Below are 26837 nucleotides of genomic sequence, written 5' to 3' on the forward strand. Positions count from 1 at the left end.
CCCTCCCCTTTACAATGTTTCCAATGCTACTGATGTCCCGTTTCCAGCTGGATCAGCCGGGGTTACGACCAGTTTTTTTGAAAGCCGCGCCCGAAGCTCCGGCACGTGGCTGATGACTCCGACAGACAGATTGTTTGATTGCAATTTCTCAAGCGCTGTCACGACAGTGTCGAGAAGGTCTGTATCCAGAGTGCCAAACCCTTCGTCAAGGAAGAAGAATTGCAGAGGAAATTCACCGCGCAGCTGAATTTGCGTCGACAGGGAAAGAGCCAGTGCAAGTGAAGTCAGGAAGGTTTCTCCTCCGGAAAGACTTGTTACCGGTCTTCTTACCCCGCCGTTTGCATCATCTCTCATAATGAACCCGCCCTGCGAATCGACTTCAATCGCATACCTTTGCCTCGTCAGCAGCCCCAGCCGTTCGGAAGCATCTCTTGACACATGGTGAAGCTGTTCTTCTGCAATGTATTCAACAAAGCTGTTGCCTTTAAAAACCGCCTGCAGCTGTTCGAGATCGGCTGCTTTTCCCGATATTTCAAGCCGCTGCTCCTCTAATTTTTCATAGCGGCTGTGCTTTTCTTTTAAAAGCTCAAGGGATTTTAACGCTGCTCCCCTGAGTCCCTCAGCCTCACTTACAAGATTCTCATACTCCTCTGCAAGCTGATTGGTTTGCTGCCACGCTGCCTCATCCAGCGTTCTGCCGTCAAGTTCGCCGCTGATTCGTTTTAAGTCTGCCTTGCATTGCTTCCAATTATCCAGGAACGCTTCCGTTTTAGCGGTATAGCTTTCTTTTACCTGATGATTGAGAAGACTTTGCCGGACATCGAGGATGGAGTTCATAGCAGATTGACTCAGCTGTGCCTGCCAGCTCTCTCTGGCCTCCTGAACGGTTTTCACGGCATCCTGAAGGCTTTTGAGGGCGGCTGAATGTTCTTTTTCAGCATTCCGCAGCTTCTGAGCTGTTTCTTCATATTTCTGCGACAGCTGTTTTTCCTGTTCGCCCAATTGGACCAGCCTGCTTTGAATGGCTTTAAGCTGGACTGGAATCGGGTCATTTCCCGCTTCTTTTGCAAGCATGGCTTCCTTTTCAGCCAGCCTCTCCTTGACGGACTGCTTCTTCTCGGATGTTTGGATGTATTTTTTTTCGAGCTCTGCCAGCTGATCACCGGCATTTTGACGTGCCTTCTCCTGCTGATCAATGTATTCGACACTCTTGTTTACTCGCAGCTGGAGGCTTTCAAACCGGGCGTCCTTCTCCTCCATGTCCTTCATTAACTCTGGGAGCTGCTCCAGGTTAAAATCAGGGTGAGCCTTTTCCCAGCTTTCCTTCAGGCTCTCTTCCTTCTCTTTCGCGCTCTGAAATTTTCCTAATGCATTCTGAACTTCCAGCCTCAACCGCTCTTCCATTTTCGCCGACTGCTGCTCCTCCGTTTGGAGCTGATTGAGAATTTTCATATGAGAGGATGCTTGTGTCCGAATGTGCAGAAAATCCTGCTTCAGCATCTTTAGTTCAGGTTCCTCGTTTTCCTGAATCTGTTCCATGGAGGCTGCACTCTCTTCCTGCAAGGACATTTCATGAAGCCATGGAAAGTCGCTGATCAGCTCAGAAGACAGTTCTTCCATTTTCAGTTTAAGATTTTCTGCTTCCATAAGCCAGGCGCGGCTTGCTTCCAGCTTTACTTCCTGCTCTTCAAGATGGTGTTTGCCTTCATCGCGGGTTCCGCCTTCGACTGGTGAGGGATGGCTCAGCGATCCACAAACCGGGCAGGCTTCTCCTGCTATCAAAGAAGCGGACAGCTGGATCGCAATCGAGTGAACTCTCTGCTGCTCCAGTTCAGCCCGTGCCTTTGCAGCCTTCTCCTGATAAGAGGTGATCTTCTTTTCCAGGCGGTTTCTGAGTTCGCTTGCTTTGGAAAACATCTGAAGCAGTCCGCTGTACATAAGCGTCACCTTCTCTTTTTCCAGTTCCTGTTTTTTCTGCCGGGCCCGTCTCTCTTTAGAGGCTGCTTCTTCCTGCTGACAGGCATAATCATAAACCTTTTCGGCTTCTCTCCGCTGTTCCTCTGCGTAATTCCATTCCTTGCGTAAATCTGCGGCTGAATGGACACTTTTTCTGTAAACCGATGAAACGGTTTGGGTTTCAAGCTCCTGCTTTATTTCTTGCTGTTTTTGCTTCGCTTTTTGCAGGAGATTGCCAGCGCGGGCAAGCTCGTGCTCAGCCTGTTTCCGTGACTGTTCAAGTTCAGCGAGCTCCATGCTGAGCTTTTCCATTTCACTTTTCCGCTCATCGCGCTCTTTTTCTGTTTGAAGCAGCTGGGTTAGCTGCTCTTTCCTCACAGCGAGAACCGGTTCACTTTTCTCTTTTTCCATTTTCGCCTGCTCGTAGGAGCCCTTCGCTTCAGATGTTTTTTCCTTTTGAAGCGCCTGCTCGGCTGCCCATTTTTTTTCGGTTTCCAACAGAGCGTTATGCTTTTTTTCAGCCGCTTCAAGGTATTCCAAATAAGGACTCAGCCGTTCTGCCTGATCCGAAAGCTTCAGCTGTTCCTTCATTCTGCTGATTTCTTCCGACTGGCTTTCAAGCTTCCTTTCCTCTTCCTTCAGCCGCTCCAAATCGAGCTGGAGTTCCCAAATTCTCTGCTGCTGAGATAGCTTTTCACGGACGGCTCTTCTTTCCGCTGTCCTTTTTTCAAGTAAAAGCGAATGGTTCTGCCACTCTATTTCTGCTTGTTTCAGCGCTTCCTTAGAGGCATCCCCGAGACCTGCCTGCTCCGCTTCTGTTTCCCTGAGCCGGGATTTGGCCTGTCCGAGCCTCGTGCGGAGCTTTGAAAGCAGCTCATCTCCATACTGCTCCAGATGAAAAAGCCGCTGAAGCATCTGTCTCCGTTCCGATCCTTTAAGAGAGAGAAATTCTGCAAATTTTCCTTGAGGCAAGACGACGGCGCGGGTAAAATCATCGATTGTCAGTCCGAGCAATTGGTGTACCTTTTCATTCACTTCACTTGCTTTATCTGCTAGAACAACGGGTTCCGCCTCCAAATCAATCAGGCGTGAAATAGAGCCTTTTACCCGGTGCTCATCCGTTCTTTTATAGGTTCTCTCCACCTTGTACCGTTTTACTTTGGCTCCATTTCGAAGCTCGAATGTGTAGGAAACGGAAAGCTGGTCTTCTGCGTGATTCAAAATGCCATGCGTATTATTTGCAGCCCGTTCCACTTTTCCATACAAAGCGAGAGTGATGGCATCCAGAATGGAAGACTTGCCGCTTCCCGTCGGACCGAAAATCCCGAATACACCACCGTCACACAGCTCTTCAAAATCAATGGTCTGTTTTTCTCTGAAGCTATGCAGTCCGGTTATCGTCAGCTCTATCGGCTTCATGCAAGCTCCGCCTCCTCTTTTTCCCCTTCGCTCACGAGCTCACGAAAAAGGGTAACGAGCCTCTCGTCCGGTTTCGCTCCGCCGGTCTGCTTTTCATAGAAACGGACAAACAATTCATCAATCGGAACACTCGACCTCGATTCCGGCTGAAGAGCTTCTTCTTCTGAATGGAAAACCGGCCGGATATGAACAATGCCCGAATGGTTTTTTCTCAGATTCTGAATCTCTTCGATTGAAAGTGCTTCTGTTAAATGAATCTCTAAATCTACCCATGCATTTCTATCTTTTCCCTGATTAAACCATTCATGCACCTCGGCCAGCCCTCCTGAAGCCTTCCATCTTACAAGCGGCTTTCCGCTTGTAAGAAACACCTCCGTTACCTTAGCCTCCTGGCCAGGATCTGCATCGATAATGGTCACGGATTTTGCATATCCTGATTCGGAAAAACTGTAGGCAAGCGGAGATCCCGAGTAACGGGCATGGGTGAGGGCCCGCTTTATGGTTTGCGGTCTGTGCAAATGCCCGAGTGCCACATACTGCGCTGAAGCAGGCAGGCTGTCTGCCGCTACAGTATAAGCCCCTCCTACTTCAATCGGGCGCTCAGAGTCAGAGGTACTTCCACCGGCAACATGAAGGTGGCTCATCGCAATGTTAACTGCGCCGGTGCTGAACGGACTGCACATACTCTCAAAAAGCCCTTTAATTTTGGCATCATAATGGTTTCTCATTTGAAGCTCGTCAAAATTATCTGACAACACCTGTTCAAGTCTTGATTCTGAAGGATAGGCGAGGGCAGCCATGTTCATCGTCTGCCCTGCGATCGGTACGTCTACACGGAGCAGTCCTCCGGCTGGATAGCCGATTAGATGAATGCGGTGATCCCCGGCAAGGGGTGCTGCAGCTGCAAGCCGTTCCGGGTTATCATGATTACCCGCGATAACAACCACCGGACGTTTCCCTTTATCGGACAGTCTTGCAAGACTTTCGTAAAACATTTTCTCCGCAGCGGACGGAGGATTTACCGTATCGAACACATCACCTGCCATAATGACCGCATCGATTTTTTCTTTTTCCACGATTTCAGCAAGCTCGTCCAAAAAGGCGGCCTGCTCAGGCAACCGGCTCCGTCCCTCGAGACTCTTCCCGAGATGCCAGTCGGCTGTATGCAAAATCCTCATTGTCCATTCCCTCCTTTTACACGTCCAAAATACTGCCGGTATCAAAGAAAAACAGCACTCTTCTAATGACCGGTCTTCTATATATCGCTTCTATCGCTTCGCTGTAAAGCCTGAGCTGAATTTCGTAACGGTCTCTCATTGTACTCTCCGCATCCGCAAAGCCCCCTGGAAACCTTCCTTTTATCGCATCGGTTTTGAAATCGACGATCGTTAAGCCTTCTTCATCTTCAAAAAGACAGTCAATGACCCCTTGTACAAGCACGTTATCCGGGACAGCTTCTTGCTCTGGTGCCCGGGCATAGCTGAAAGGCACTTCTCTTAGGATCCTTTTAGCTGAGAGCATGGTTTTCCCGATTTCCGAGGAAAAAAAGGCAGCAATCGCATCTGGATCTACAGCATTTGCCTGTTCTTCTGTCAGCAGCTCCCTGATTTTCATGTCTTCAGCAGTTTGAAGAACGTCTTCACGTGAAACGGGGGCTTCCAGGGAAATATGCTGCATAACGGCATGCATGGCCGTTCCGCGTTCCGCTGCCGTCAGCACTTTCTGCTGCAGAAACTTTGGCCGCTCATAGCTGATGCTTTGGTTTCTTCTCCCGCCTGGTATATGCTCTGCATATTCGTCCTTATAGGCTTGCTGTCTTTTAATCTCTGATACGGACTGCTTCGACCGCTGCCTGGACGCAGCGGCATAAGGATACGACCAGGTCAGTTCCTTCTCAACCGCTTCTCTCCATCCGGATATGACAGGAACTGGACGGTTTTCGGAAAGGGCTTTTAAGATTTCCGCTTCCATATCCTCCCGCTCTGAACCGGATTCAGTCAGTTCGCTCTGATGGACAAATTGCACTTTCCATGCAGACGAGTGGCTTGAAAGCTCATTCATGCCTGCCTCTCCCTCATGGAGCTCATGTGAATCGCGGTGGCGGACAAGAGCAGGTCCAATCCAGTCCAGATAGGATTTTGCCTGCAGCCGGTCTCCATCAGGCAGCAGCCAGTCCTCCTTGAGAAGTGCTCTCTTCCAATTTTGTAGTGCTTTTGCTCTGTCCTTGACCGTTCCGATCAGATACAATTTTTCCTTCGCCCTTGTTAACGCTACATACAGGACTCTCAGCTCCTCTGACAGCAATTCAATCTTCAGTTTCTTCTTCATCGCAAGCAGCGGGAGGGTCGGATAGCTGAAGCGCAGTTCAGGATGAATATATTTCGTGCCGAAGCCCAGATGCTTATCGAGAAGAAAGCTTTTATTCATGTCCATCATATTAAATTGCCTTGCAAGTCCTGCCGTAAAGACAACCGGAAATTCAAGTCCTTTGCTGCTGTGAATCGTCATAATCCGGACGACATCCTCTTGCTCTCCAAGAGCTCTGGCAGCCCCTAGATCATCCCCGCGTTCCTGCATTCTTTCAATAAACCGCAGGAACCTGAATAATCCGCGGAAGGAGGTTGCTTCATATTGGCGGGCACGGTCATAAAGGGCGCGGAGGTTCGCCTGGCGCTGTTTCCCTCCAGGCATGCCGCCTGCAAAATCAAAATATTTGCTCTCTCTGTATATTTTCCAAACCAGATCAGACACCGATCCTTTTCTTGCATCGCTCCTCCACTCATGCAAGCGGCTGAAAAAGCGGTTCAGCTTTTCTGCAAGCGGCTGATCGGAGGCTATCGCGTGCTGCATGGCCGCTTTGCACGCTTCGTAATAGGTGCCTTTTTTGTCGTAGGTCCGAATGGCTGCCATCTCCGTCTCGCTGAGTCCGACGATTGGCGACCGCAGGACAGAGGCAAGCGGAATATCCTGTGACGGGTTATCAATCACCTTAAGCAGTGACATCATGATGTTCACTTCTGTTGCTTCAAAATACCCGCCTGAAAGATTGGCATAAACGGGAATGCCCTGCTTTTTAAGCTCTTCGATCATTTGAGGGGCCCAGGGCATTGAGCGCAGCAGGATCACAATATCCCGGTACATGATGTTCCTCGTCCCGCCTTTTTTCCGGTCATAAACCTGAAACCGGCTGTCCGTCAGCTCACGGATTTTTCTGGCAATCAGCCTTGATTCAAGCTGAACCGTTTCAGCCTCCGGCTCATTAGGAATGCCTGCTGCCTCTGTTTCTTCCGTATCATCCAGCCCGCTTCTGTCCGCAAGCAAAAGCTCAGTTTTCATACCGCTGCTTTCAGGATATGAGGCACCAAGCTTCAGTTCAGCCTGCTGGTCGTAATCGATCTCTCCCACCTTTTCACCCATGAGCTGTTTGAAAAGAAAATTTGTGCCATCCAATACTTCTGAACGGCTCCGGAAGTTCTTATTTAAATCAATTCTCTGGCCTGTAAGCTCTGGAACCGGCATAAATCTTTTATATTTCGCCAAAAACAGCATCGGCTCTGCCAGGCGGAAGCGGTAGATGGATTGTTTCACATCCCCTACCATAAATAAATTCCCGGTTTCTTCTGTCTCTTTTTTCACGAGCTGGAGAATGGCCTCCTGCACCAGGTTGGTGTCCTGGTATTCATCCACCATCACTTCCGTGAATTGCCGGCGGCAGGCAAGCGCAGGCTCACCGGGCAGAAGACGGCCAGCTTCGTCTTCTACAGACAGAATGGAGAGGCATAAATGTTCAAGATCTGAATAATCCACAAGCCCTTTTTCTTTTTTCTTTTTCTGAAAATTGGCCCCGAACTTTTTTACAAACTGAACGAGTGTCTCCATTACCGGCTTCAAATCCCCCAAATCCTTCATGGAACGGCGGATATCCCTCTGGAACCAGTCTTCTTTGACTTTATCCAGGTGCTTTTTGGCGCTCTCTCTTAACGCCTTCACTTCCTCCGTCAGGGCAGGATCATATTCGTCCCCTTTGACGGGTTTCGCGCGCTTAGGTTTTAGGGCCTGAAATCCTTCTGAGAGTTCGTCCCACGTACCTTCCTTTTCCAGGAGCCTGTTTACCTGGTCCAGATAATCCGATACATCGTCCGCTCTCGGTGCAGGTCCCCCAGGCATTCTGATGAGTCTCATCGCCTCTTCAAGCCGCTCTTTAGCCAAACCTGTGCTGATGGCAATGTCTTCTCTGATTACCGGAAAATACGGCTGCTCTTCCAATCTGGAATCTTCGTTCACATCATAAAGCTGAGGAAGCCGGTCAAGCCATGCATCCGGATTCGGATTGGATCTTGAAAAATCATAGAGAGTCCGAATCAAGTCCTGCAGGGCTAAATCACTCCTGTCAGAGGAATAGCGGTCGGCGAGGTCGAAAAATGGTTCATTGTCCTCTTTCCCATACTCCTCTTCAAACAGATCATCCAGGACTTCATCCATCAGGAGCGCCCCCTCAGTCTGATCAGCGATCCGGAAGCCCGGATCGAGGTCAATCATATAGTAATATTTCCGGATCATGTTCAAGCAGAAAGAGTGCAGGGTCGAAATGGATGCTCTGTTCAAAAGGCTGAGCTGCCTTCTTAAATGCAGAGAGGCCGGGTTGCTTTTTAGGGCCTGTTCCAGCGCTTCCCCTATCCGGTTTTTCATTTCGGCAGCGGATGCGTTAGTAAAGGTTACGACAAGGAGCCGGTCCACATCGGCCGGGTTATCTCTGCTTGTAATTTTCCGGATCATCCGCTCTACCAATACAGCTGTTTTCCCTGAACCTGCTGCAGCCGCTACAAGAATATCCCGGCCGGAGGAGGCAATGGCCGACCATTGATCATCCGTCCACTGGCTCTCTGCGGGCTTCGGTATGTGATTAGTCATGATAAACGCCCTCCTCCTTTAAGCGCTGCAGAACCTGTTCGTTCTTTTCATCGGGCAGCATCCGGTATTCATTATCCTTGAGAGACTGGTCAAATTGACAGACTCCTTTATAAGGACAAAATGTGCAAGGCACTTTATCCTTCATTCGGTAAGGGCTGATTTCAGTCGTTCCATTCGTTATCTCTGTGCCGATTTTTTTAAATTCGTTTCGGACATGACTCCGAAGCAGGCCGAATTCTTCGCTGCTGGCAATGGCTGAAGAAGCACTGAATCCGCCGCTTTTCTTAAATCCCGCGGATATGATGCTGGAAGAGGCTCCGCTCTCGAGCGTCTGATCCATCAGCTGGATGGCTTCTTCTTCTCCGAGAAGAAGGCCCTTCATTTTATATTTCTTAAAAACCTCCTCCTCCAGATCATCGAGGGAAAGCGGAGAGCCGGTCTGGATCATTGGATCATGAACATGGAAATACAGAACGCCGGCCGGGCTTGCTTCAACACCAAGCCACGACTTGGAATACGAGATAATGACATCCAGATACGTAAGCATCTGCAGAGCAATGCCGTAATAGACCTCGCTCAGGTTTAGGCCCCGGTCACTTGACTTGTAGTCAACAATCCGCAAAAGGAGCCCCTGGGAGCTCTCAGCGGAATCGACCCGGTCAATCCTCCCGGTCAGCTCCATTGTATAGCCGTTTTCAAGCTTGAATCTCATCGGCGGGAGCGGCCCGCCTTTTCCGAAGCCGAGCTCGAGGCCGATTGGCGCAAACAGAGAAAGCTTTGCCTGTTCCGCTATGGCGCCTGCTGCCCTCGCAATGATTTTTTCAAGCTTCCGCTTTAAATATTGATGGCGGCTGGAGCTGAGGAGCACTTCCTTTTGAAGCATTGGTGCAAGACGGGTTACAGCTTCATTTGACAAGCTTTTGCACTGCTCTTTTGTCAAATCCCGCCATGGCACCTTTAATTCCGTGATCCGGTCTGAGATCATCTTTAAAGCCGAATGGAACAGCTGTCCTACATCCGGCGCTTCAAGCCTGAACTGCTCCCTTTCCTTCAGCTTTAATCCGTGGCTTGCGAAGTGTGAAAAAGGACAGCTTCTGAACTGCTCCATCCTTGAGACACTGCCGAGAATGTGCCCGCCGTAAAGCTCTTTTGTTACGTCCGGCTTCAGAGGCTTCGCTCGGTTTTCGTAGAATAAACTGCTGACCACCATCGCTGCGCTGCCGCTTGGATCATTCTCTATGAGATAGTTGTAGGCGTCCCACCAGCTGTCATGCACCGGGTATTGTTTTTTCCATGTTTGAAGCTGGGCGCTTAAATAGGTAAGCGCGATGGATTCGTTCGGCATAAACGTGAGCTGCTCCTCTTCCGGCAGCGATTCAGGTTCATTGACCAACCACTCCCTGGAAGCCTTCGGGAACAGCTCCTCCAGCCTGCTGACCATCATAGACGGAAGCAGGGTTTTCCCTTCTGGATCTGCAGCCGGGTAGGAGACAAAGAGATGCTCTGATCCGCTGACAAGCGCCATATAAATAACAAAGTTTTCATCCAGAAGCTGCTGTCTTGCAGAAGGTGCCATAGCAACACCGTTTCGTTCCAGAAGTTCCCTGTCTTCATCTGACAGGATGCCGTCTTCCACCGGTTTTGCAGGTATCACTCCATCATTCACCCCGGCCGCAAATGTATACTTCAGCCCATAGAAACGTGAACGCTCCATATCTCCAATCAAAACCTGATCCATTGCTGGAGGGACGAGGGAAAACTTGAGGCTTTCGAGACCTGTATCCATCATGTCGGCAAACTGTTCGGCTGATACGCACTGCTCCCCGATCATTTCTGCAAATTCATCCAGCAGCCCCATAACAGCGTCCCATACTTGCGCATGCTCGCGTCCCTCAATAAGCCGGCCGCCGCCTTCTGCCTCTTCCCGCAGCTGCTCAAGCTTCGCCGGAATGTTCAAATTCTCAAGAAACATGTAAAGTGCAGAAGCTTTTCCCACTCCAGTTTTTGCTTTCCTGAGACCGTCGGCCAGTCCTTTGAGCGGCTCGGATACCATATGTTTCAGTTCGTTAATCTGCTCTTCTTTCTCCAATTCTTCATCTGTTACAGCATTGCCGCCTTCTAATGAACGGAACCTTCTGTAAGTCCACCTCTTATCTGAGGTCCACCTTGATCCATTGATTCCGTAGGCAAGCACATAGTTTTCGAGAAAATCCATTTTTTCACGGTACAGCTGCCGGTCTGATCCCTCCGGAAAAAGAAGATCCGTTTTGACGGCCCGGAAAACAGCTTCATATCTAAAGCTTCCAGTCACCGCCTCTACAGCAGAGCGGATCAGCTCTATGAGAGGATGATGGAGCATGGAGTGCTTCTGGTCTATGAAAAATGGAATCCCGTAATCTGTAAAAACCTGTTCGATTAAATCCTGGTAGCTGGAGGGGTTTCGCAGCAAAATTGCCACTTCCCGGTAGCGGATCCCTTTTTTCCGGACAAGATAATGAATCCGGCGCGCAATTCCCTCCACCTCCGCACGGTGGCTTGCCGCCTGGCATATCGAGACATCTGCGGCTCCCTTAAAGGGCACCGAAGGCCTTGTATCGTAATTCTGCTCTAAATGCTCAAGCGAAGGAGAGTATGCGAATCTCGGGAGTTCTTTCAGCAGAACGGGTTCTTCTATTTCAATATGAAGCTCCTCTGCCATCCTTTTAAAATCCGCATATGTCATCCCCGTCATTCTGAAAAGATGAAGCTCATGCGGCAAATGCCGGTCAAACAGCTTGTCTGCTGTTATCGTAAGCGTTACCCGTTCCGCCTTGGCAGCCAGGCTCTTTACTGCCTCCCTCTCCATTGGCGTAAATTGATGAAATCCGTCTATGTAAACTTCCGCCTTTTCCAGATAGGCAGATTCTTCAATTCGTTCTGTAAGCATCCTCAGTGTATCCTCAGAATCCACGTACCTCTCTGCAAGGGCTTCCTCAAGCCGCCCGTAAATGATATGCAGGTCCTCAAGCTTTCCTGACAGCACTCTTTCTTTTTCATCCATATGCTGCTGGATGGAACGGATGCTCCCAATCAGCCCATCAGGATCCAGGTTATACCGTTTAAATTCAGTCAGCATCGTTTCCACATGCTGAATAAAGCCGGCTTTATCACTGGCTTTGCCATATACGTTAAAATTCTGCTTTTCCTCTTCAATGATTTTCCTAAGCATCATCTGCACGCCCGAAGACGTGATCATCTGCTTGGCCGCTCCGGATGTTTCCTGAAGAATCCTTAAACTGAGACGTGAAAAGCTGAAAACCTGCGCCCTGATCATTCCGCTCAGACCAGGGGTTCCAGCCAGTTCATATTCCATTGCGAACGTCATTTGATCAGGGACTAGAAAAATAATCGGCGGTCCATCAGGCCGTTCCATCAACTTTTCCCTGATTTCATTCAGAACCATCGTGGTTTTGCCGCTGCCTGAACGGCCTGCCAAAAACCGGATTGTCATTCCATTTGCCTCCTCTGGCCTTAGTCGTTTCTTTATATTATATACGAATACACGTTCGATTTCATCTGGTGGAAAACCGGACAGAATCTGCTGCATATAGTGTAACAGAGATGGGGGGATGCCAGTGAACGCATCAGGCCGGATTGCCGCGTTCTTCCTGCTTGCCGCTGCCGCCGCTGCAAGCAACCTGTATTTGCTTATCCCTATTTACGCTGAAGTAGCTGCGGGGCTTCGCGGGAGTCCCGAGGAGATTGTGTGGAGCGCCTCTCTTTTTACCTTTTTTTATTCGATCGGACTGCTCTGCTTCGGCCCTGTTTCAAGTCTTTTCGGACGAAGGAGGACGATGGCGGCCGGGCTGCTTATCTGCGCTGTACTTGCCTATTTGCTGACAGGCTCGCAGTCTCCCGCTTCCTTCCAGATGATAAGGGGGCTGCAGGGATTTTTTCTGGCAAGCTTTGCGCCAGTTGCCTACTCCTACTGCTTTGAGACATTTACAGAGGAAGTCAGAACTCATCTTATCTCCTTGATCAACGGCGGGTTTCTTTTAGCCGGTGTCGCCGGCCAGATGATAAGCTCGCTTCTCACTCAGTTCTTCGGATGGCAGGCCGTATTCTGGTTTTTCTGCGCTGCTTTTTCAATCATAGCCCTAACGGCAGCGCTGCTCCTTCCGGCCTCCAAACGACGTGCTTCGGGAGATGCTCTTGATTTATCGGTTCTTTTCCGTTCGGATCTTTTCCCATGCTATGTACTTACGTTTAGTCTGCTGATGGCCTTTGCAGCCTTTTACGATTCGTTCAGCCGGTATTTCTCAGATGCAGGCGATGAGATTCTCTTTTTAAGCCGTACAGCGGGACTTGCAGGGGCCCTTCTTTCCTTTTGGAGCGGTCCCATCATGAGGAGAATCGGCATCAAATCGGCATTGACCGGGTCAGTCGCTGCCCTTTCTGCTGTTCTCGCTGCAGCCGCCCTGCTTCCTTATCTGCCTGTGGCAACGCTGCTTTCAATATGGTTAACCGCCTCTATGGCCATGCTGCTTCCCGCTCTTATTACCAGGATTGGAGAACTTGCGGGGGACAGCCGCGCCTCCGCGATTTCCTTTTACTCTTTTATTCTGCTGGCGGGTGCTTCAGCAGGCCCGATTCTGGCTTATCATTTTCCGTTTAAAGCCCTGACTGCCGGATTCAGCCTCTTTTTTGGAGCATTCGCCCTAATCTTTCTTAAGCAGGCTGCCGGGCCGCTGCGGGAAAGAAAAAACCCGGACTCATAAGTTCCGAGCTTTACTCCCTGTCCAATTTATGCTTCATTTTCGCATTGAGTCTCTTTTCAAGAATTTTGCCGACAATCCACATGAGGATCAGCACGCCTCCAGCGGTCAATGACTTAACCGGATTTGTAAACATGGCGTGTAAATCCTGCCCAACGTAGCTCACAATAAAAATCATGACGAGCTTTCCGGTAAAAACCGCCAGCAAAAAATTCCAAATGCTGATTCTCGACAGGCCTGCCACCACATTCACTGCAGCCGATGGAGTAAATGGAAAGCAAAGCAGAATGAACAAGGGCCCAAACCCTTTCTCTTCCACCCAGTCCACCATCTTTTTGATTCCTTTATGCCTGCTTAAAAACCGCATAAACCGCTTCTGTCCGTATTTTCTTACAAGCAGAAACACGATAAATGCCCCTGCAGAAGCCCCGATCCAGGACAGAAAAAAACCAAGCCCGAGCCCAAATGAGTTCACATTGGCTACAATGAAAACCACTAGTGGCAAAAAGGGCAGAAACGCTTCTAAAAGCGGCAAAGCCACTCCAAGAAGGGGACCGAATGAGCGATACTGTTCAAATAGCTTCATCATATTTTCGAGCGTAAACGAATTAAAAAACGCATGCAGGTCCATCCCGAACTCCTTAACAATATGAGGTATCCTCTTATTTTACCGTTTTTCGGGAAAAACTTAAATAAGCAGGTGCTGGAAAACAAATCCCTCTTGAAAAATTTTTTAAATCGGAATAGAATAAGTTACGAACAAACGTTCTATACTTAAGAAAGACCTTCTCTGTATGGAAAATCCGCACCAGGCGGCGCAATGCCTGTCAAAGAGGAAAAAAACAGAGGATAAAGCGAGGCCGTGAACTATGACAAGAATACCCGAAGAAGTGAGAGACATCATCGACCAAGCCATCTACCTGCCTATGACCATCTCAATCCTGAACCGCGATCTCTCCGTTGTGGAAAAGAGTCCATTTAAACTGAAACAGCCGTATCTCCATCTTATTGAAGAGTCCCTTAAGCTTGCCCAAAAGGATCTTCAGCAGGTAAAGCGCGAATTGCACCGCCAAAAAATAAAAGTCAGCAAAATCAAGCATGACGAAGCCTTCACCATGTACTCCTTCCTGTATCAGGGGTATGAGGAGCAGCACAGCTACTTTAACCCGAGAATCCGGAACAAAGTATGCGAGCTGCTGCAGGAGTATTTAATCAAGGTTTAAGCATGAAACGTTTCACCCGGACTTCTGCTGTATAAAAGCTGGGTGAAGATCCGCTTTTCATTTTCAACGCGTGAAGTGATGACGGTCCGGAGCTGCGCGGTTCTGTAAAGCTGGTTTTCAAAGGAGTGAATGGAAACCGGGAGAACAAGCGATTTTCGGTTCGAAAAGGTCACAATCGTTTCAGCATCGCCTGTAGAGGAATAATCTTCAATGTACTGGTGGGAAATCCACGAGCATTGGGGTCTTGATGAAGCGGCTGTCGGGAACAGGTAAATAGCGTTTCCGGCATCTACCACTATCGGGGGCTTATGCGTAATTCCGATGGTATCTTTTGTGCCCGTTTTTCTGCCCTGGTAGCTGGAGCCGAAATAACGGCAGCTTCTATCCACTATATCAAGGGGCTTCATGGAAACCTCATACTCTTTTTCCACTTCTAATACACAGGAAGTCAAGCCTCCGTTCTCCGGACTGCTTACAATGGCCATTGTTAAACGATTCGCTTCATACTGACTGATTTTCTCCATGCTACAATCACCTCAAATTTGTTAGGTATATTTAACCAAGAAAAATTTACCATGACTTCTCACTGAGTTTCTACAAATTTACAGAAAGCAAATAAAAATGTAATGTTTTAACAAATTACCGTCTGAAATTGCCTTTTTTCCTATGCTTGTCCACCGGAAATATACCCTGTAGGTTAAATTATCTAAAAATTATAAAAATTTAGTTGATTTTCTCTCCCTCAGTCCATATAATAAAAAAAAGGCATCAGGGGTGATCCTATGAAAAACAAAAAATCGTATGCAGAGCTTATGAAGTCCCGCCACAATATGAAGGTTGAAGCAGAAGCCGCGACTATGCTGGACATCTACATTCAAATGATTCTGGACGAAGCAGGACTGAAACGAAAAATGGCGCTCCTCGAATCTCAGATCAACGATGCACTTGACCAAAGAAACAAACCGCTGTTTATGGATTTGTCCAAGCAATATGCTGACGTGGTTCACTGTCTAAAATAACGAAGCCAATCCTCCCCGGATTGGCTTTTTGTTGCTTTCACCGGCTCAGGTTTTAGTGTTGACTGGGTTTGGCCCTGCTTTTCCGCTAATGGCTGTTATTCGACAGAATCCGCATCGCAAACGACAATATCCCGATCGTATTCGACACTTGTGTACGCTGTTTGTGGCCAGCGGCTTTTTTCGGCTGGTGCAGGACGGCAGAAAAGGCGAGCCCCATCCGGCCCGCCTTTTACTTATACCCGTGAGGTTTCTGACGTGAACTGCTCGGCTTCTGTTGACCCTTTCAAAGCAGTTGTTGAGGATGTTCCGCCGCTCACCGTTTGGGACACTTCATCAAAGTAGCCGGTTCCGACTTCACGCTGATGGCGGGTTGCGGTGTAGCCGTACTGCTCACTGCCGAACTCAGCCTGCTGCAGCTCGGAGTAGGCTGCCATGCCATGATCTCTGTATTTGCGTGCCAGCTCAAACATGCTGTGGTTCAATGCATGGAAGCCCGCGAGTGTTACGAACTGGAATTTGTAGCCCATTTTGCCGATTTCCCGCTGAAACGCTGCAATGGTTTTTTCATCCAGCTTCTTTTTCCAATTGAAGGAAGGCGAGCAGTTGTAGGCGAGCAGCTTGCCCGGGTACTGCGCATGGATGGCATCGGCAAAGGCTTGAGCCTGCTCCAGGTTCGGCTCGCTCGTTTCACACCAGACGAGGTCAGCGAAGGGAGCGTATGCAAGTCCGCGTGCAATCGCCTGATCAATTCCGGACTTCGTACGGTAAAATCCTTCAGGTGTGCGCTCTCCAGTGATGAACGGATGATCGGCAGGATCGACATCACTTGTTATCAGGTCCGCTGCATCCGCATCTGTGCGGGCTATGATTAATGTCGGGACGCCCATTACATCCGCTGCAAGCCTTGCAGAAATTAGGTTCTTCACAGCTGTCTGAGTAGGGAGCAGCACTTTTCCGCCAAGATGGCCGCATTTTTTTTCAGAGGAAAGCTGATCTTCAAAGTGAACTGCTGCAGCCCCCGCTTCGATCATGCCTTTCATCAGTTCAAATACGTTCAGCTGACCGCCAAATCCTGCTTCTGCATCCGCTACGATTGGGGCAAACCAGTCAATGTCTCCTTCTTCCTCCAGGAATTGAATCTGATCTGCACGCTGCAGCGCCTGATTGATCCGTTTGACAACGCTTGGCACACTGTTTGCAGGGTAGAGACTCTGATCCGGATACATATGTCCGGAAAGGTTGGCGTCTGCCGCCACCTGCCAGCCGCTCAAATAAATGGCTTTCAGTCCCGCTTTGACTTGCTGAACCGCCTGATTGCCAGTAAGAGCGCCAAGAGCGTGCACGTAATCCTCTTTTTGAAGAAGATTCCATAGTTTTTCAGAGCCGCGCCTTGCCAGTGTATGCTCAATATCCAAAGATCCGCGCAGTCTGATCACTTCTTCTGCTGTATAGGTGCGTGTTACACCTTCCCATCGTTTATCCATTTCCCATTGTTCATTCAGCTGCTGAATCCGTTCATTTCTCCCCATTTTTCGCATCCCCTTTGCTTTCATTAAATTTTTTCGTAGCTTGGCAGTGTCAGAAAATCAATAAATTCGTCCGCTTTTACCAACTGATCAAATACATCAGCGGCTTCAGGGAACTTCAGCTTCGCATAAAACGAATCTCCCAATTCGTCTGCGATTTTTGCCGTCTCTTCTTTCTTCAGCTGTTCGTACAGCTCTGGCGTTACCGGTCTTCCGTCCGCCAGCACCCCTCGTTCATGGCGGATCCATTGCCAAACCTGCGCTCTGGAAATTTCAGCCGTCGCCGCATCCTCCATCAGGTGATGAATAGGCGCGGCCCCCCTTCCGCTAAGCCAGGAGGCAAGATAACGGATGCCCACTTCAATGTTCATTCTGAGCCCCTGCTCAGTAATGGTGCCTTCTGGAACCTCGAGCAAATCAGCTGCGGTGACGTGCACGGAGTCCAGCTGTTTGGAAAGCTGATTTGACTCCGGCATATAGTCATCAAACACTTCCATGGCAATTGGGACGAGGGCCGGATGGGCAACCCACGTTCCGTCATGGCCATCACTCGCTTCACGGAGTTTGTCCGCCTTGACCTTGTTCATAGCTGTTTCATTGGCTTCCGGATTATTTTTAATCGGGATCTGGGCTGCCATTCCACCCATTGCCGGGGCCTTGCGTTTATGGCACGTTTTAATGGCAAGCAATGAGTAGGCTCTCATAAACGGCGTGGTCATCGTCACCTGCGCACGGTCTGGGAGGATAACGTTCTCCCGGCTGCGAAGCTTTTTCAAATAGCTGAAAATGTAATCCCATCTGCCGCAGTTTAACCCTGCAGAGTGCTCTTTTAATTCATATAGAATTTCATCCATTTCAAACGCCGCAGGCAAGGTTTCAATTAAAACGGTTGCCTTAATCGTCCCCTGCGGAATTCCCAATTCCTCCTGCGCAAAAACGAAAACATCATTCCAAAGCCTTGCCTCCTCATGACTCTCAAGCTTTGGCAAATAAAAATAAGGTCCGGTGCCGTTTTCAATCAGCTGTCTCGCGTTATGGAAAAAATAAAGGCCGAAATCAAAAAGACTCCCTGAAATTCGTTTTTCATTCAGCAGCACATTCTTTTCCTCCAGGTGCCAGCCACGAGGCCGGACCTTCAGCACGGCAGGATTGCTGTTAAGCTTATACACCTTTCCGTCCGGCTGCTCAAGATGAATGGTTCTTTTCACTGCATCCCTTAGATTCAGCTGCCCTTCCATCAGGTTTTTCCATACGGGTGAAGTGGCATCCTCAAAATCGGCCATAAAAACCTTTGCACCCGAGTTAAGGGCATTAATGATCATTTTCCGGTCAACAGGCCCTGTGATCTCAACCCTCCTATCCTGCAAATCAGCAGGGAGCGGAGCGATTGTCCATGTTCCATTGCGAATATCCTCTGTTTCCTTTAAAAAATCCGGAAGAATTCCGTGATGGCTGATCTGATTTTGGCGTTCTTTTCTTTTTTCAAGCAATGCCTTGCGCACAGGTCCAAATCTTTCCTCCAGCTTCCCGATAAAAGAAAGTGCTTCAGGTGAAAGCACCTCCCGGTATCGGTCATTCCATTCTCCTTTAACACGTATGCCCGCTGTTTCCGTTGCCACATAATCACCTCTCTAAATTGTTATAATACAGATTAGTAAATCTAAGATTAATATATAACAGTTGATTCAAAAAAGAAACACTTTTTTTGAAAATATCCTCGAATTTTCAGAAAATGCACAAAAAGGAGCTGTTGAACTCTCCCAACTGTCTGAGATAGCTAACAGCTTCCTTGCCTTTCCTAAAAATAGCCCCTCCCTATAAAACTCTCGAAACGTTCAATGCAAAAAAAACAGCTGACGGAAAGAATCTGTCAGCTGCTTTTCTAGACCTCATGTCAATCAGCAGGGTTAATGATCGCCAGCAGCTCATGATCCTCCCAGCGGCCGTTGATTTTCACATTTTTTCTTGCAAGGCCTTCTTTATGGAAGCCCGCTTTGAGCAGCACCTTGATCGAAGCAGCATTACGGGGCATGACGCCCGCTTCTATCCGGTGAAGCTTCAGCTCTTCAAATCCATACTGCACCATTTGCTTTACTGCCTCTGTCGTATATCCTTTACCGTTATGCCTCTCATCAAGAAAATAGCCGATAAATCCGCTTTGGATGGCTCCGCGGGCCACAAAAAACAAATTGATGGTCCCAATCAGCTGATGTTCCTTCGTGTAGATTCCAAAGTGATACTCCTCATCGTTTTCCCGGCCGTGAATCTGCTGTTCAATTATTTTCCGCTGTCCTTCGAGCGTATAAAAGCTGTCCTTCCGCTCCATGGAATACTGTTCAAAAAAGTTTCGGTTTTCAGCCTGCAGACGCAGTCTTTCAGGAGCGTCCTCCAGGGTGAAAAACCGGAGATAAACCGAATGACCGTGCAGCATGATTACTCCCCCTCAATCATGGCGATTCCCGTCCCCAGGTGTTTTTGCTGTTTGCAGGGAAGAAGCGCCCTCCAGTGAATTTTGTGCAAATATATTTTTCTATCACAAAAATATTAAAAGAAATCGTAAAAATAAGGGGTATGTTCCGGCAAGGTCCGCTCCAGCTGCCGGATTTCTTCCGCGTTTCCCTCGGCAAGGCCCAGCTGTGCAAGCGCAGAAGGAGACTTATAGCCAAATAGAATGGCAGCAAGACTATTGATGGACAGGTCCACCCCTTTTCTATCTGACTCAAGTGCCTCTTGATCTGACAGCCTTTTGGCTGTTCCGTCTTTGCTAATCAAGTAGGAACCGTTATTCCATTCAGCATGCGGATCGGTCACATGGATGAGCACCTCTGCACCTTTAAGAAACTCATAGGCTTCCAAAAAGGCCTCTGCGTCAATAATCCGTGCCATAAAGTAGGGCTTGCGTTCGGATTTGAGCCTGGGCTCCGGCAGAAGGAAGAAGAGCGGTTCATCTTCATGCGTATCCATGACCGCTTCTGTTACCATGGAATCGTGCTGGCAAATAAAATTCCAAAGTCCGTGCCTCGCCTCTGTATTCAGCGGAACAAATTCATCAACCATCAGCTTTTTATCCTTAAACTGATATAGAATATATCCTTGCGGCTGTCCTGTTTCGTCGTAGTAGACTGCGGTGGTTTCTTCATCGTAAATGGCGCGCATCCACCATTCCCGGTCACGGACAAGCATCCCTGTAAAATTGGAAGCGAATTGGTCATAGATTCGCTCAATGTCTTCGTTATGTGTTTCTTTATCGAAGCGCTTAATCGTTCCGCTCACCTGCCGCTGGATTTTAAAGTCACTGGCAGGCACCGTTGTCTTCTGGCGGCTGCTGAACAGCTCCCAGCCGTACTTTCTGTAAAAGGAGACATTAAACGGATGAAGCATGGAAACGGTCATGTTCTCCTTTTTCATTTTTTCAAGGACAAACGAAAGCATTTCCCTCACGTGTCCTTGTCTTCTGTACTCTGGATAAGTGGCAACACCGGCGAGACCGCCCATCTTTAATTTCTCCCGGCCAAAATAAACCTCATGAGTAAGAAAATGAAATTTCGCTGCCAGCTTTTCTTTCTCGATGATTCCGAATACCTGGTGATGCTTTTCCATATTCCTGTAATTTTCTTCAAGATCCGCTTCCGGCACCTTGTAAATAAACGCATATTCAGACAGCTTTGTCGCTTCCTTAAACCACTCTTTTCCAAGCTGGACAACCTTCATTATGTATTCCTCCTAGTTTGATTCGCTCAGCTCCCACCTGTACTCCTCTCAAGCACCGCCATCTACTACTTTCTTCCTTTAATCCTTTAAATCCTTTTTCTTTCGGCAAAAACCACCAAAAAACGCCTAAACGGCTATCTAAGCGTTTTTGATCATTATTAATTTCCTCTTGTTTCAAGGTCTTCCATATACATAATCCTTTCAGCCATCGTTGGGTGGGTATACCTGAATTGCTTCACAAGCTCCGGAGGGTTCACCCGGCTCAATCCGCTCCTGCTAAGCTCCTGAAAGGTTTTAACAGCGGAGTCTTTGTCACTGGTCATTTCAATAGCATACATGTCAGATGATTTTTCCTGGATGCGGGACACCCAATTGGTCAGCGGACTGGATGCAAAGGAGAGCACGCCGATCAGCAAAAAGAAAAGCGGCAGGGCTGCCAGCTGCCGGGAGGATTCAAGGCCGAGCCTTTTTCCTCTTATATGGATGATCCAATCCATCAGCTTTTGGACAGCATACAGTCCAACTAGCGACAGGAGGAGATAGCCGCCGATTCCTATATAAATATGCTTCATCACATAGTGGCCCATTTCATGTGCCATAATAAACAGAATTTCTTTATCATTAAGCTTTTGAAGGGTGGTATCCCACAGAACAATCCTCGAATTGGAGCCGATGCCTGTCACATAGGCATTCATTGCATTCGTTTTCTCAGACATGTTCACTTCATACACGTGCTCGGCAGGGATATCCGCCCGCTTCGCTATTTCAAGAATTTTCGTTTCCAGCTCCTTGTTTTTTAACGGATAAAAATCATTGTAGAGAGGATCCAATACAACCGGCTGCAAAAACATAAGAAACAGTGTAAATGGCACCGAAAGCGCCCAGGCTGCGAGCCACCATCGTTTCTGAAATTTACGGATCAGAAAAACGAGTACGGTGATGACGAGAACCATAATGGCATAATTCGTCCAGAAATCAATCAGCTGATCCTTCATCCAGCTGGAGAAGGTCTGGGTGGAAATATGATACTGCTTGGATAACGAATAGCCGATATACTCAACCGGGAGTGAGCATGCCGTAACCACTAGAGAAACCCAGAACCAGAAGACAGCTGTGCGTAAAGCAAAAAAACGGACGGTTCCTTCTGCCCATTTTTGAAATTTAACTGCGAGCCCGGTAATAAGCATCACTAAAAACAAGAACCATTCAAACGGCGCCGTGACAAAAAAGAGAAAGTCCTTTATCCGGGAGTACTCCTCTGAAAGGATAAGCTCCCTTCCGGTCATAAACGTTTTCGGATCAGCAGGAGTTCCTTCCAGATGCGGAGGAAGCGTCCCGTCTGACATCATAAATAAGTACCAATAAATAAAAAGGCCGTACAGAAAATACCCCAGTACCGCTGCTGTAAGCCACCTGCGCATGCTGCCTTCCCCCTCAATAACCAAGCCCTCTTTGTACTAGTTTAAGATAAACACCGCTCGAATAGAACCGTTCAGCCGAAAAAGAATCCATAACCCATCACTGCAAGAATCGAGCACAAAACAACGAAAATGACATTCCACCCCAGGTATGCGGCAGCAAACGCAGCAGCTGCTCCTGCAGCACCAAAAGCAAAACCACCTTCTGTCATAAATACAGCGGGAACAATCAAGGCACCCAAAATAGCATACGGCACATTTTTAAGGACATTTTGCCAAAAACCGGGCAATACCGAACCCCTGAAAACGAGGAAAGGCACAACTCTTGGAATATACGTAACGATGCCCATGGCCAATATCAGAAGGATCATGGATTCATTCATCAGTTGAAACCTCCTTTTTCCTCCAGATGACCTCAATGCCGATGGATGAAATGAGAGTGGATAGTACAATGGCCCAGCCAGCTGAAAATAAACCGGAAAGTACAAAAAATGAATTCAGCACGGCAGCGGAGACTGCAAGCACCATAACTTTCCGATAGGCTTTCAGGGAGGGAACGAGAAGGCCAATGAACAGGGCATACAGGGCAATCGACATGCTTTCCTGTAGTAACAAAGGAAGCAGCTGCCCTGCCCAATGTCCAATCCCGCTAAACGCGACCCAGCTGGAGTAGGAAATAAAAATCAGGCCAAACAGGTAGGACGAGGAGAGGGTACCGGGCTTTACCGAAGCAACAGAAAAGGTCTCATCGGTAATGCCAAAGGCGTACAGCGCTTTTATCCAGGGACGCTCTTCTTCAGCCCTTTCGTTCAATGAAGCTGCCATCAGGAAGTGCCGGATATTCATAATAAATGTGGTTAAAACAATTTCAAAGGCTCCGGTTCCAGCAGCGATCAGGTTCAGGGATATGTACTGGGCGGCACCGGCAAAAACAAACAGACTCATCATGACCGCCTCCGCAATCGATAAGCCGGTCGATTTGGCAATCAGTCCAAAAGCGAGAGCTACCGGCATGTATCCAACTGCAATGCTGATTCCTGCCTGCAACCCTTCTGAAAACGAAGACTTTCTCTCAACCGCAGCGGCTGGCTGCATCAGATCTCCTCCTAACAAGCATCGTTTTTATAAGCCTGTCTCCCGAGTATATGAAACAGAGCTCCGTTCAATTGTTCCTCCTGTAAATAGTTTAACAAAGAGGGACTGCCGGCAGCAGACTTTGCCCGGGCGTCACAGGAAAAGAGGGTAAAAATAGAGACGTGAAAGGCATCCCTTAAATAGCGTTCAAGGATGCCTACTCACGTCTTGGAAAAGACTAAATCAATTATTAAGTACAGGGGACTTTCAGAAAAATGGAAACCATACACTTAAAAAGGCGGTGCGTACGGAGCCCTGGCGTTATATGACTTGGAAAATATACGCCTGGAGCTGCGTTGCCGGGAATCACCCATCTGTCCCCTGCAGACAATCCCATACAGCGAGTAGAGACTATCCAAAAACAGGGCCGCGTCCAGCACCCTGCTCCCATTTGCTCCAATTACTGCTGCCCTGTTAAAAAATCCAGGTGAGCTGAGACCCCTAAACCAAAACCAGTCATCTTCCCTTAAACTCAGGTTTTCGCTTCTCGCTGAAAGCATGAAGAGCTTCAAGGCGGTCTTCTGTAGGGATGGTGATTTCATAGGCTTTGCGTTCGATTTGCAGTCCTGTTTGCAAATTTGTGTTCATTCCATTGCTGACGGCAAATTTTGCTTGCTGTACAGCGATTGGTGCATTGCCGGAAATCGCTTCAGCCCATATTTGGCAGGTTACCATCAGCTTTTCAGCTGGAACGGCTTCGTTCACGATCCCGTATGAAAGAGCTTCCTCTGCACTAAGCTTCTTAGCTTTTACAATGAGCTCGAGTGCTTTTGATGCACCGATTAGCCTCGGCAGACGCTGTGTCCCGCCTGCCCCCGGAATGATTCCGAGACTTGTTTCTGTCAGTCCGATTTGCGTATGAGCAGCCATTATGCGGAAGTCACAGGCCAAAGCAAGCTCCAGTCCGCCTCCAAATGCAAATCCATTGATTGCGGCAATCACTGGCTGGGGCAGCTGTTCCAAGCTGGTCAGCACTTCGCCCATTTTGAGCAGATTCCGCTTGACCTGTTCATCTGTCAGGGACCTTCTTTCTTTAAGGTCCGCTCCGGCACTGAAGGATTTTTCTCCCGCTCCTCTGACGATGACGGTGCGGATGCTATGGTCAATACGGATTTCTCCCACCGCCTCTTCCAGCTCAAGGAGCGTTTGGTAGCTTAGGCAGTTTAGGACATCCGGCCGGTTAATTGTTATGAGAGCTGTCCGGTTTTCCTTTGTAATGAGAATGAGGCTCATTGCCGCGATCTTTCCGCTACTTGTTCCTTCAATGCCCGGCGGAGAATTTTTCCCGTTGTGTTTTTAGGGAGCTCATCTAAAAACTCGATGAAGGACGGCACTTTGTATTTAGCCAGCTGCCCTCTGCCATATTCTTTTAACGATTCTTCTGTTAAAGCCTGATTATCTGTTACAACATAGCATATGACTGCTTCACCCTGCTCGGGATCCGGAATGCCAAGAACCGCCGCTTCCTTAATATCCGGATGGCTGTAATACACTTCCTCTACTTCACGGGGATACACGTTATACCCCCCGACGATGATCAGATCTTTTTTGCGGTCTACTATGTAGAAGTAGCCTTCCTCGTCCCTTCTCGCAAGGTCACCTGTATAGAGCCAGCCGCCCCGGATTGTATGGGCTGTTTCCTCAGGCATTTTGTAATAGCCTTTCATAACGTTTGGCCCTTTTACAATTAATTCGCCTACCTGATTGGGCTGAACCTCCTCTCCAAGCTCATTCACGACCCTGTTTTCAACATTCAGGATGTTCATGCCAATCGAACCAGCCTTTCTTGGCCGGTCAAGAGGATTAAAGCACGTAACAGGGGAAGCCTCGGATAGTCCATACCCTTCAGAGATGACGACTTTGAATTTTTGCTCAAACCCTTTCAGCAGCGCAACCGGCATTGAAGCGCCTCCTGAGATGCAAAGCCTTAATGAAGCTGCATCTTCCTGAGTGCCGCCCTCATGCTGAAGCATAAAGTTATACATCGTCGGAACACCCGCGAACACAGTTGCCTCATACTCTTTGATGAGCCGGAAAACTTCTTTTGGACTGAATTTCGGCACGATTATCAGCGAAGCACCGCTCATAAGCGGAGCATTTAAAGATACAGTCAGGCAGAAAACATGGAACATCGGCAGGGTAGCGATGACTTTGTCACTGTTATTCATTTTTAAATAGGCCCCGACATCTGAGGCATTGCTGTAAATATTTTTATGTGTAAGCATAGCACCCTTCGGTTTTCCTGTTGTTCCGGATGTATAAAGGATCACGGCGGTATCTTCGTCGCTGAGCTCTGGTCTATGGAAGGAATCATCAGCTGACAGCATAGCTGTAAACGATTTCATTTTAGAGCTGATGCCTGATTCCTCTGCGTTAAAATCCCGTTTCTTTTCAGATGGCGGTGTGTCGCAGACAATCAGATGTTCAAGTGCAGGTAGCTGTGCATCCATCTGCTCAAACATTGGGATAAGCAAATCGAGAGCAATGACCCCTTTAACATCTCCATTGCCTAAAATGTACCCAATTTCTGCAGGTGTATAGATTGGATTGACCGGGATAACGGTCGCCCCTGCCCTCAGAGCCCCATACATTCCAATCACAAAATAAGGAGAATTCCCCAGCAGCAGAGCTACATGATCTCCTTTTTGTATCCCCATCGACTGGAGGTTCGCCGCAAATCGGGTCACCATCCCATCAAGCTGTGCATAAGATACAGCCTGTCCCTCAAAATAATAGGCTGGCTTATCCCCATATTGGCCAGCTGTTTCTGTTAACCGTGAACTTACATTCATTCTCCCACCCCTAACAATGAATGAATAGTCATTCATTATATTTTAAAAAAATTCTAAATATATTATATTAAAAGAAAACCATTCTAACAAGATGGAAACAGACTTTCCTCCTAAAAATCGTGAAAGGATTCAGTTTGCAAAGCATGCAATCCCGTCATTATCCCTGTCTAAATCATGAGGATCCTTTTCTGGTCCTCCAGCTGCTTCATATACGGTTTGAGCATCTTCTTGAGCTGCAAAATCCCCACAGTCCAAATCAGGACCAAACGGGTCATACTCTGAAGGCTTGTTGGAAGGTGTTTCCGGTTCCCCGGATATATCATCTTCCGCCTGAACAGGCGCTGCTTTTTCAGAAGAATTTTTGAAAGCTGTATCCAGCACTTCTTTCATTTCTTCTTCATGTGCTTTTTCCATTTCTTCCTTTGCGCTGCTAACAGCGGTCTCTATCTCTGCTTCCCTGCTTGCATCCGCTTCAGCGAGCTCATCCTTCAGCTGATCGGCTTCTTTTGCTTTCTCATCCCGTTCTGCCTCAAGCTTGCTTACATTTTCCTCCAGCAGCTGAAATTTCTCTTCAGAAGCCGGACCTGCTCCTTCCTCTGTCTTTTCAGACACAGCCGCAGACTGGCCTCCGCCACTTTGACCGATCATGACGAAGATAACAGCTAATACGGCAGCGCCTCCAAGCGCCAGTTTCTTTTGAGGTGCAGTACTGACACGAATAATCATGAAGATCAGGACTGCAAGCAGCAGCATTCCAATCCATGTTAAAAACATCCCTTATTGCCTCCCCTTTTTTCATAATTCTATTTTAACACGAAAAAAGACAGAATCTTTCCTGAATTTACAAATTTTAAGTTCTCATCCTATCAGGCTGAGATTCCTGGTGTTTTTCCACCTGTACATGAACGGAGGCCCTGCAGCGGGACAGGTTGATCCAGCAGGCGCTGATGAGGCAGTCCTTCCCCGGGTATACA

At 48.3% G+C, this 26837-nt stretch carries 19 protein-coding genes; 3 read left to right on the forward strand and 16 right to left on the reverse strand.

The features are described 5' to 3' along the window. Positions 1–9: 9 nt before the first annotated feature. From ACQCVE_RS11725 to addB, 4 genes are read right to left on the reverse strand one after another with little or no spacing between them, the layout of a single operon-like run. On the reverse strand, positions 10–3375 hold the full coding sequence (locus ACQCVE_RS11725; protein WP_426845139.1) for an AAA family ATPase: 3366 nt from the start codon (positions 3373–3375) through the stop codon (positions 10–12). Further along, positions 3372–4553 (reverse strand): exonuclease SbcCD subunit D, encoded by a 1182-nt coding sequence (locus tag ACQCVE_RS11730; RefSeq protein WP_426845138.1) that lies wholly within the window; start codon positions 4551–4553, stop codon positions 3372–3374. Before ACQCVE_RS11730 ends, ACQCVE_RS11725 begins: the two co-directional genes overlap by 4 nt. A 16-nt stretch (positions 4554–4569) precedes the next feature. Beyond that, positions 4570–8286, reverse strand: coding sequence for a helicase-exonuclease AddAB subunit AddA (gene addA, locus ACQCVE_RS11735; RefSeq protein WP_426845137.1), 3717 nt, complete (start codon positions 8284–8286; stop codon positions 4570–4572). Continuing rightward, entirely contained in the window at positions 8279–11776 is a 3498-nt protein-coding gene (addB, locus tag ACQCVE_RS11740; protein ID WP_426845136.1) for a helicase-exonuclease AddAB subunit AddB, read from the reverse strand. The genes addA and addB overlap by 8 nt, the downstream gene beginning before the upstream one ends. 124 nt (positions 11777–11900) lie before the next feature. Between addB and ACQCVE_RS11745 the strand changes: the two genes are divergently transcribed. Continuing rightward, positions 11901–13043 carry an MFS transporter gene (locus tag ACQCVE_RS11745; RefSeq protein WP_426862924.1) on the forward strand — a complete coding sequence of 381 codons (1143 nt, stop codon included), beginning with the start codon at positions 11901–11903 and terminating at the stop codon, positions 13041–13043. 10 nt (positions 13044–13053) lie between these two features. Here ACQCVE_RS11745 and ACQCVE_RS11750 read toward each other — a convergent pair whose 3' ends face one another. Next, positions 13054–13671, reverse strand: a complete 618-nt coding sequence (locus ACQCVE_RS11750; RefSeq protein ID WP_426862926.1) for a TVP38/TMEM64 family protein — start codon at positions 13669–13671, stop codon at positions 13054–13056. Between the two features lie 238 nt (positions 13672–13909). On the opposite strand from ACQCVE_RS11750, the gene ACQCVE_RS11755 reads away from it, so the two are divergent. Continuing rightward, positions 13910–14263, forward strand: a complete 354-nt coding sequence (locus ACQCVE_RS11755) for a hypothetical protein (protein ID WP_426845133.1) — start codon at positions 13910–13912, stop codon at positions 14261–14263. Here ACQCVE_RS11755 and ACQCVE_RS11760 read toward each other — a convergent pair. Continuing rightward, positions 14260–14787: a competence protein ComK gene (locus ACQCVE_RS11760; RefSeq protein WP_426845132.1), complete on the reverse strand. Its 528-nt coding sequence runs from the start codon at positions 14785–14787 to the stop codon at positions 14260–14262. The genes ACQCVE_RS11755 and ACQCVE_RS11760 overlap by 4 nt on opposite strands. 258 nt (positions 14788–15045) lie before the next feature. On the opposite strand from ACQCVE_RS11760, the gene ACQCVE_RS11765 reads away from it, so the two are divergent. Further along, complete coding sequence (locus ACQCVE_RS11765; RefSeq protein WP_426845131.1) at positions 15046–15282, forward strand: IDEAL domain-containing protein; 237 nt, start codon at positions 15046–15048, stop codon at positions 15280–15282. Positions 15283–15515: 233 nt separating this feature from the next. On the opposite strand, the gene aceA is transcribed toward ACQCVE_RS11765, so the two are convergent. The 10 genes from aceA to ACQCVE_RS11815 form a co-directional block, all read right to left on the reverse strand. After that, entirely contained in the window at positions 15516–16811 is a 1296-nt protein-coding gene (aceA, locus tag ACQCVE_RS11770) for an isocitrate lyase (protein ID WP_426862928.1), read from the reverse strand. 23 nt (positions 16812–16834) lie between these two features. Next, positions 16835–18427 carry a malate synthase A gene (aceB, locus tag ACQCVE_RS11775; RefSeq protein ID WP_426862930.1) on the reverse strand — a complete coding sequence of 531 codons (1593 nt, stop codon included), beginning with the start codon at positions 18425–18427 and terminating at the stop codon, positions 16835–16837. Between the two features lie 275 nt (positions 18428–18702). Then, entirely contained in the window at positions 18703–19239 is a 537-nt protein-coding gene (locus tag ACQCVE_RS11780; RefSeq protein ID WP_426845127.1) for a GNAT family N-acetyltransferase, read from the reverse strand. 113 nt (positions 19240–19352) lie between these two features. Beyond that, complete coding sequence (locus ACQCVE_RS11785) at positions 19353–20519, reverse strand: GNAT family N-acetyltransferase (RefSeq protein WP_426862932.1); 1167 nt, start codon at positions 20517–20519, stop codon at positions 19353–19355. Between the two features lie 158 nt (positions 20520–20677). Beyond that, a complete protein-coding gene (locus tag ACQCVE_RS11790; RefSeq protein ID WP_426862934.1) occupies positions 20678–21940 on the reverse strand; it encodes a M48 family metallopeptidase in 1263 nt (420 codons plus the stop codon). Between the two features lie 71 nt (positions 21941–22011). Further along, positions 22012–22320 (reverse strand): AzlD domain-containing protein, encoded by a 309-nt coding sequence (locus tag ACQCVE_RS11795; protein ID WP_426862936.1) that lies wholly within the window; start codon positions 22318–22320, stop codon positions 22012–22014. Further along, a complete protein-coding gene (locus ACQCVE_RS11800; protein ID WP_426862938.1) occupies positions 22313–23032 on the reverse strand; it encodes an AzlC family ABC transporter permease in 720 nt (239 codons plus the stop codon). Before ACQCVE_RS11800 ends, ACQCVE_RS11795 begins: the two co-directional genes overlap by 8 nt. Before the next feature lie 495 nt (positions 23033–23527). Beyond that, positions 23528–24304 carry an enoyl-CoA hydratase-related protein gene (locus ACQCVE_RS11805; RefSeq protein WP_426862940.1) on the reverse strand — a complete coding sequence of 259 codons (777 nt, stop codon included), beginning with the start codon at positions 24302–24304 and terminating at the stop codon, positions 23528–23530. Next, the gene (locus tag ACQCVE_RS11810) at positions 24301–25863 is read right to left on the reverse strand and encodes a fatty acid--CoA ligase family protein (protein ID WP_426862942.1); all 1563 of its coding nucleotides are present in this window, start codon (positions 25861–25863) and stop codon (positions 24301–24303) included. The genes ACQCVE_RS11805 and ACQCVE_RS11810 overlap by 4 nt, the downstream gene beginning before the upstream one ends. Positions 25864–25992: 129 nt before the next feature. Beyond that, the gene (locus ACQCVE_RS11815) at positions 25993–26637 is read right to left on the reverse strand and encodes a hypothetical protein (protein WP_426862944.1); all 645 of its coding nucleotides are present in this window, start codon (positions 26635–26637) and stop codon (positions 25993–25995) included. Between the last annotated feature and the right edge of the window lie 200 nt (positions 26638–26837).

Source organism: Metabacillus sp. 113a (genome assembly GCF_050107635.1).
Taxonomy (GTDB): Bacteria; Bacillota; Bacilli; order Bacillales; family Bacillaceae; genus Metabacillus_B.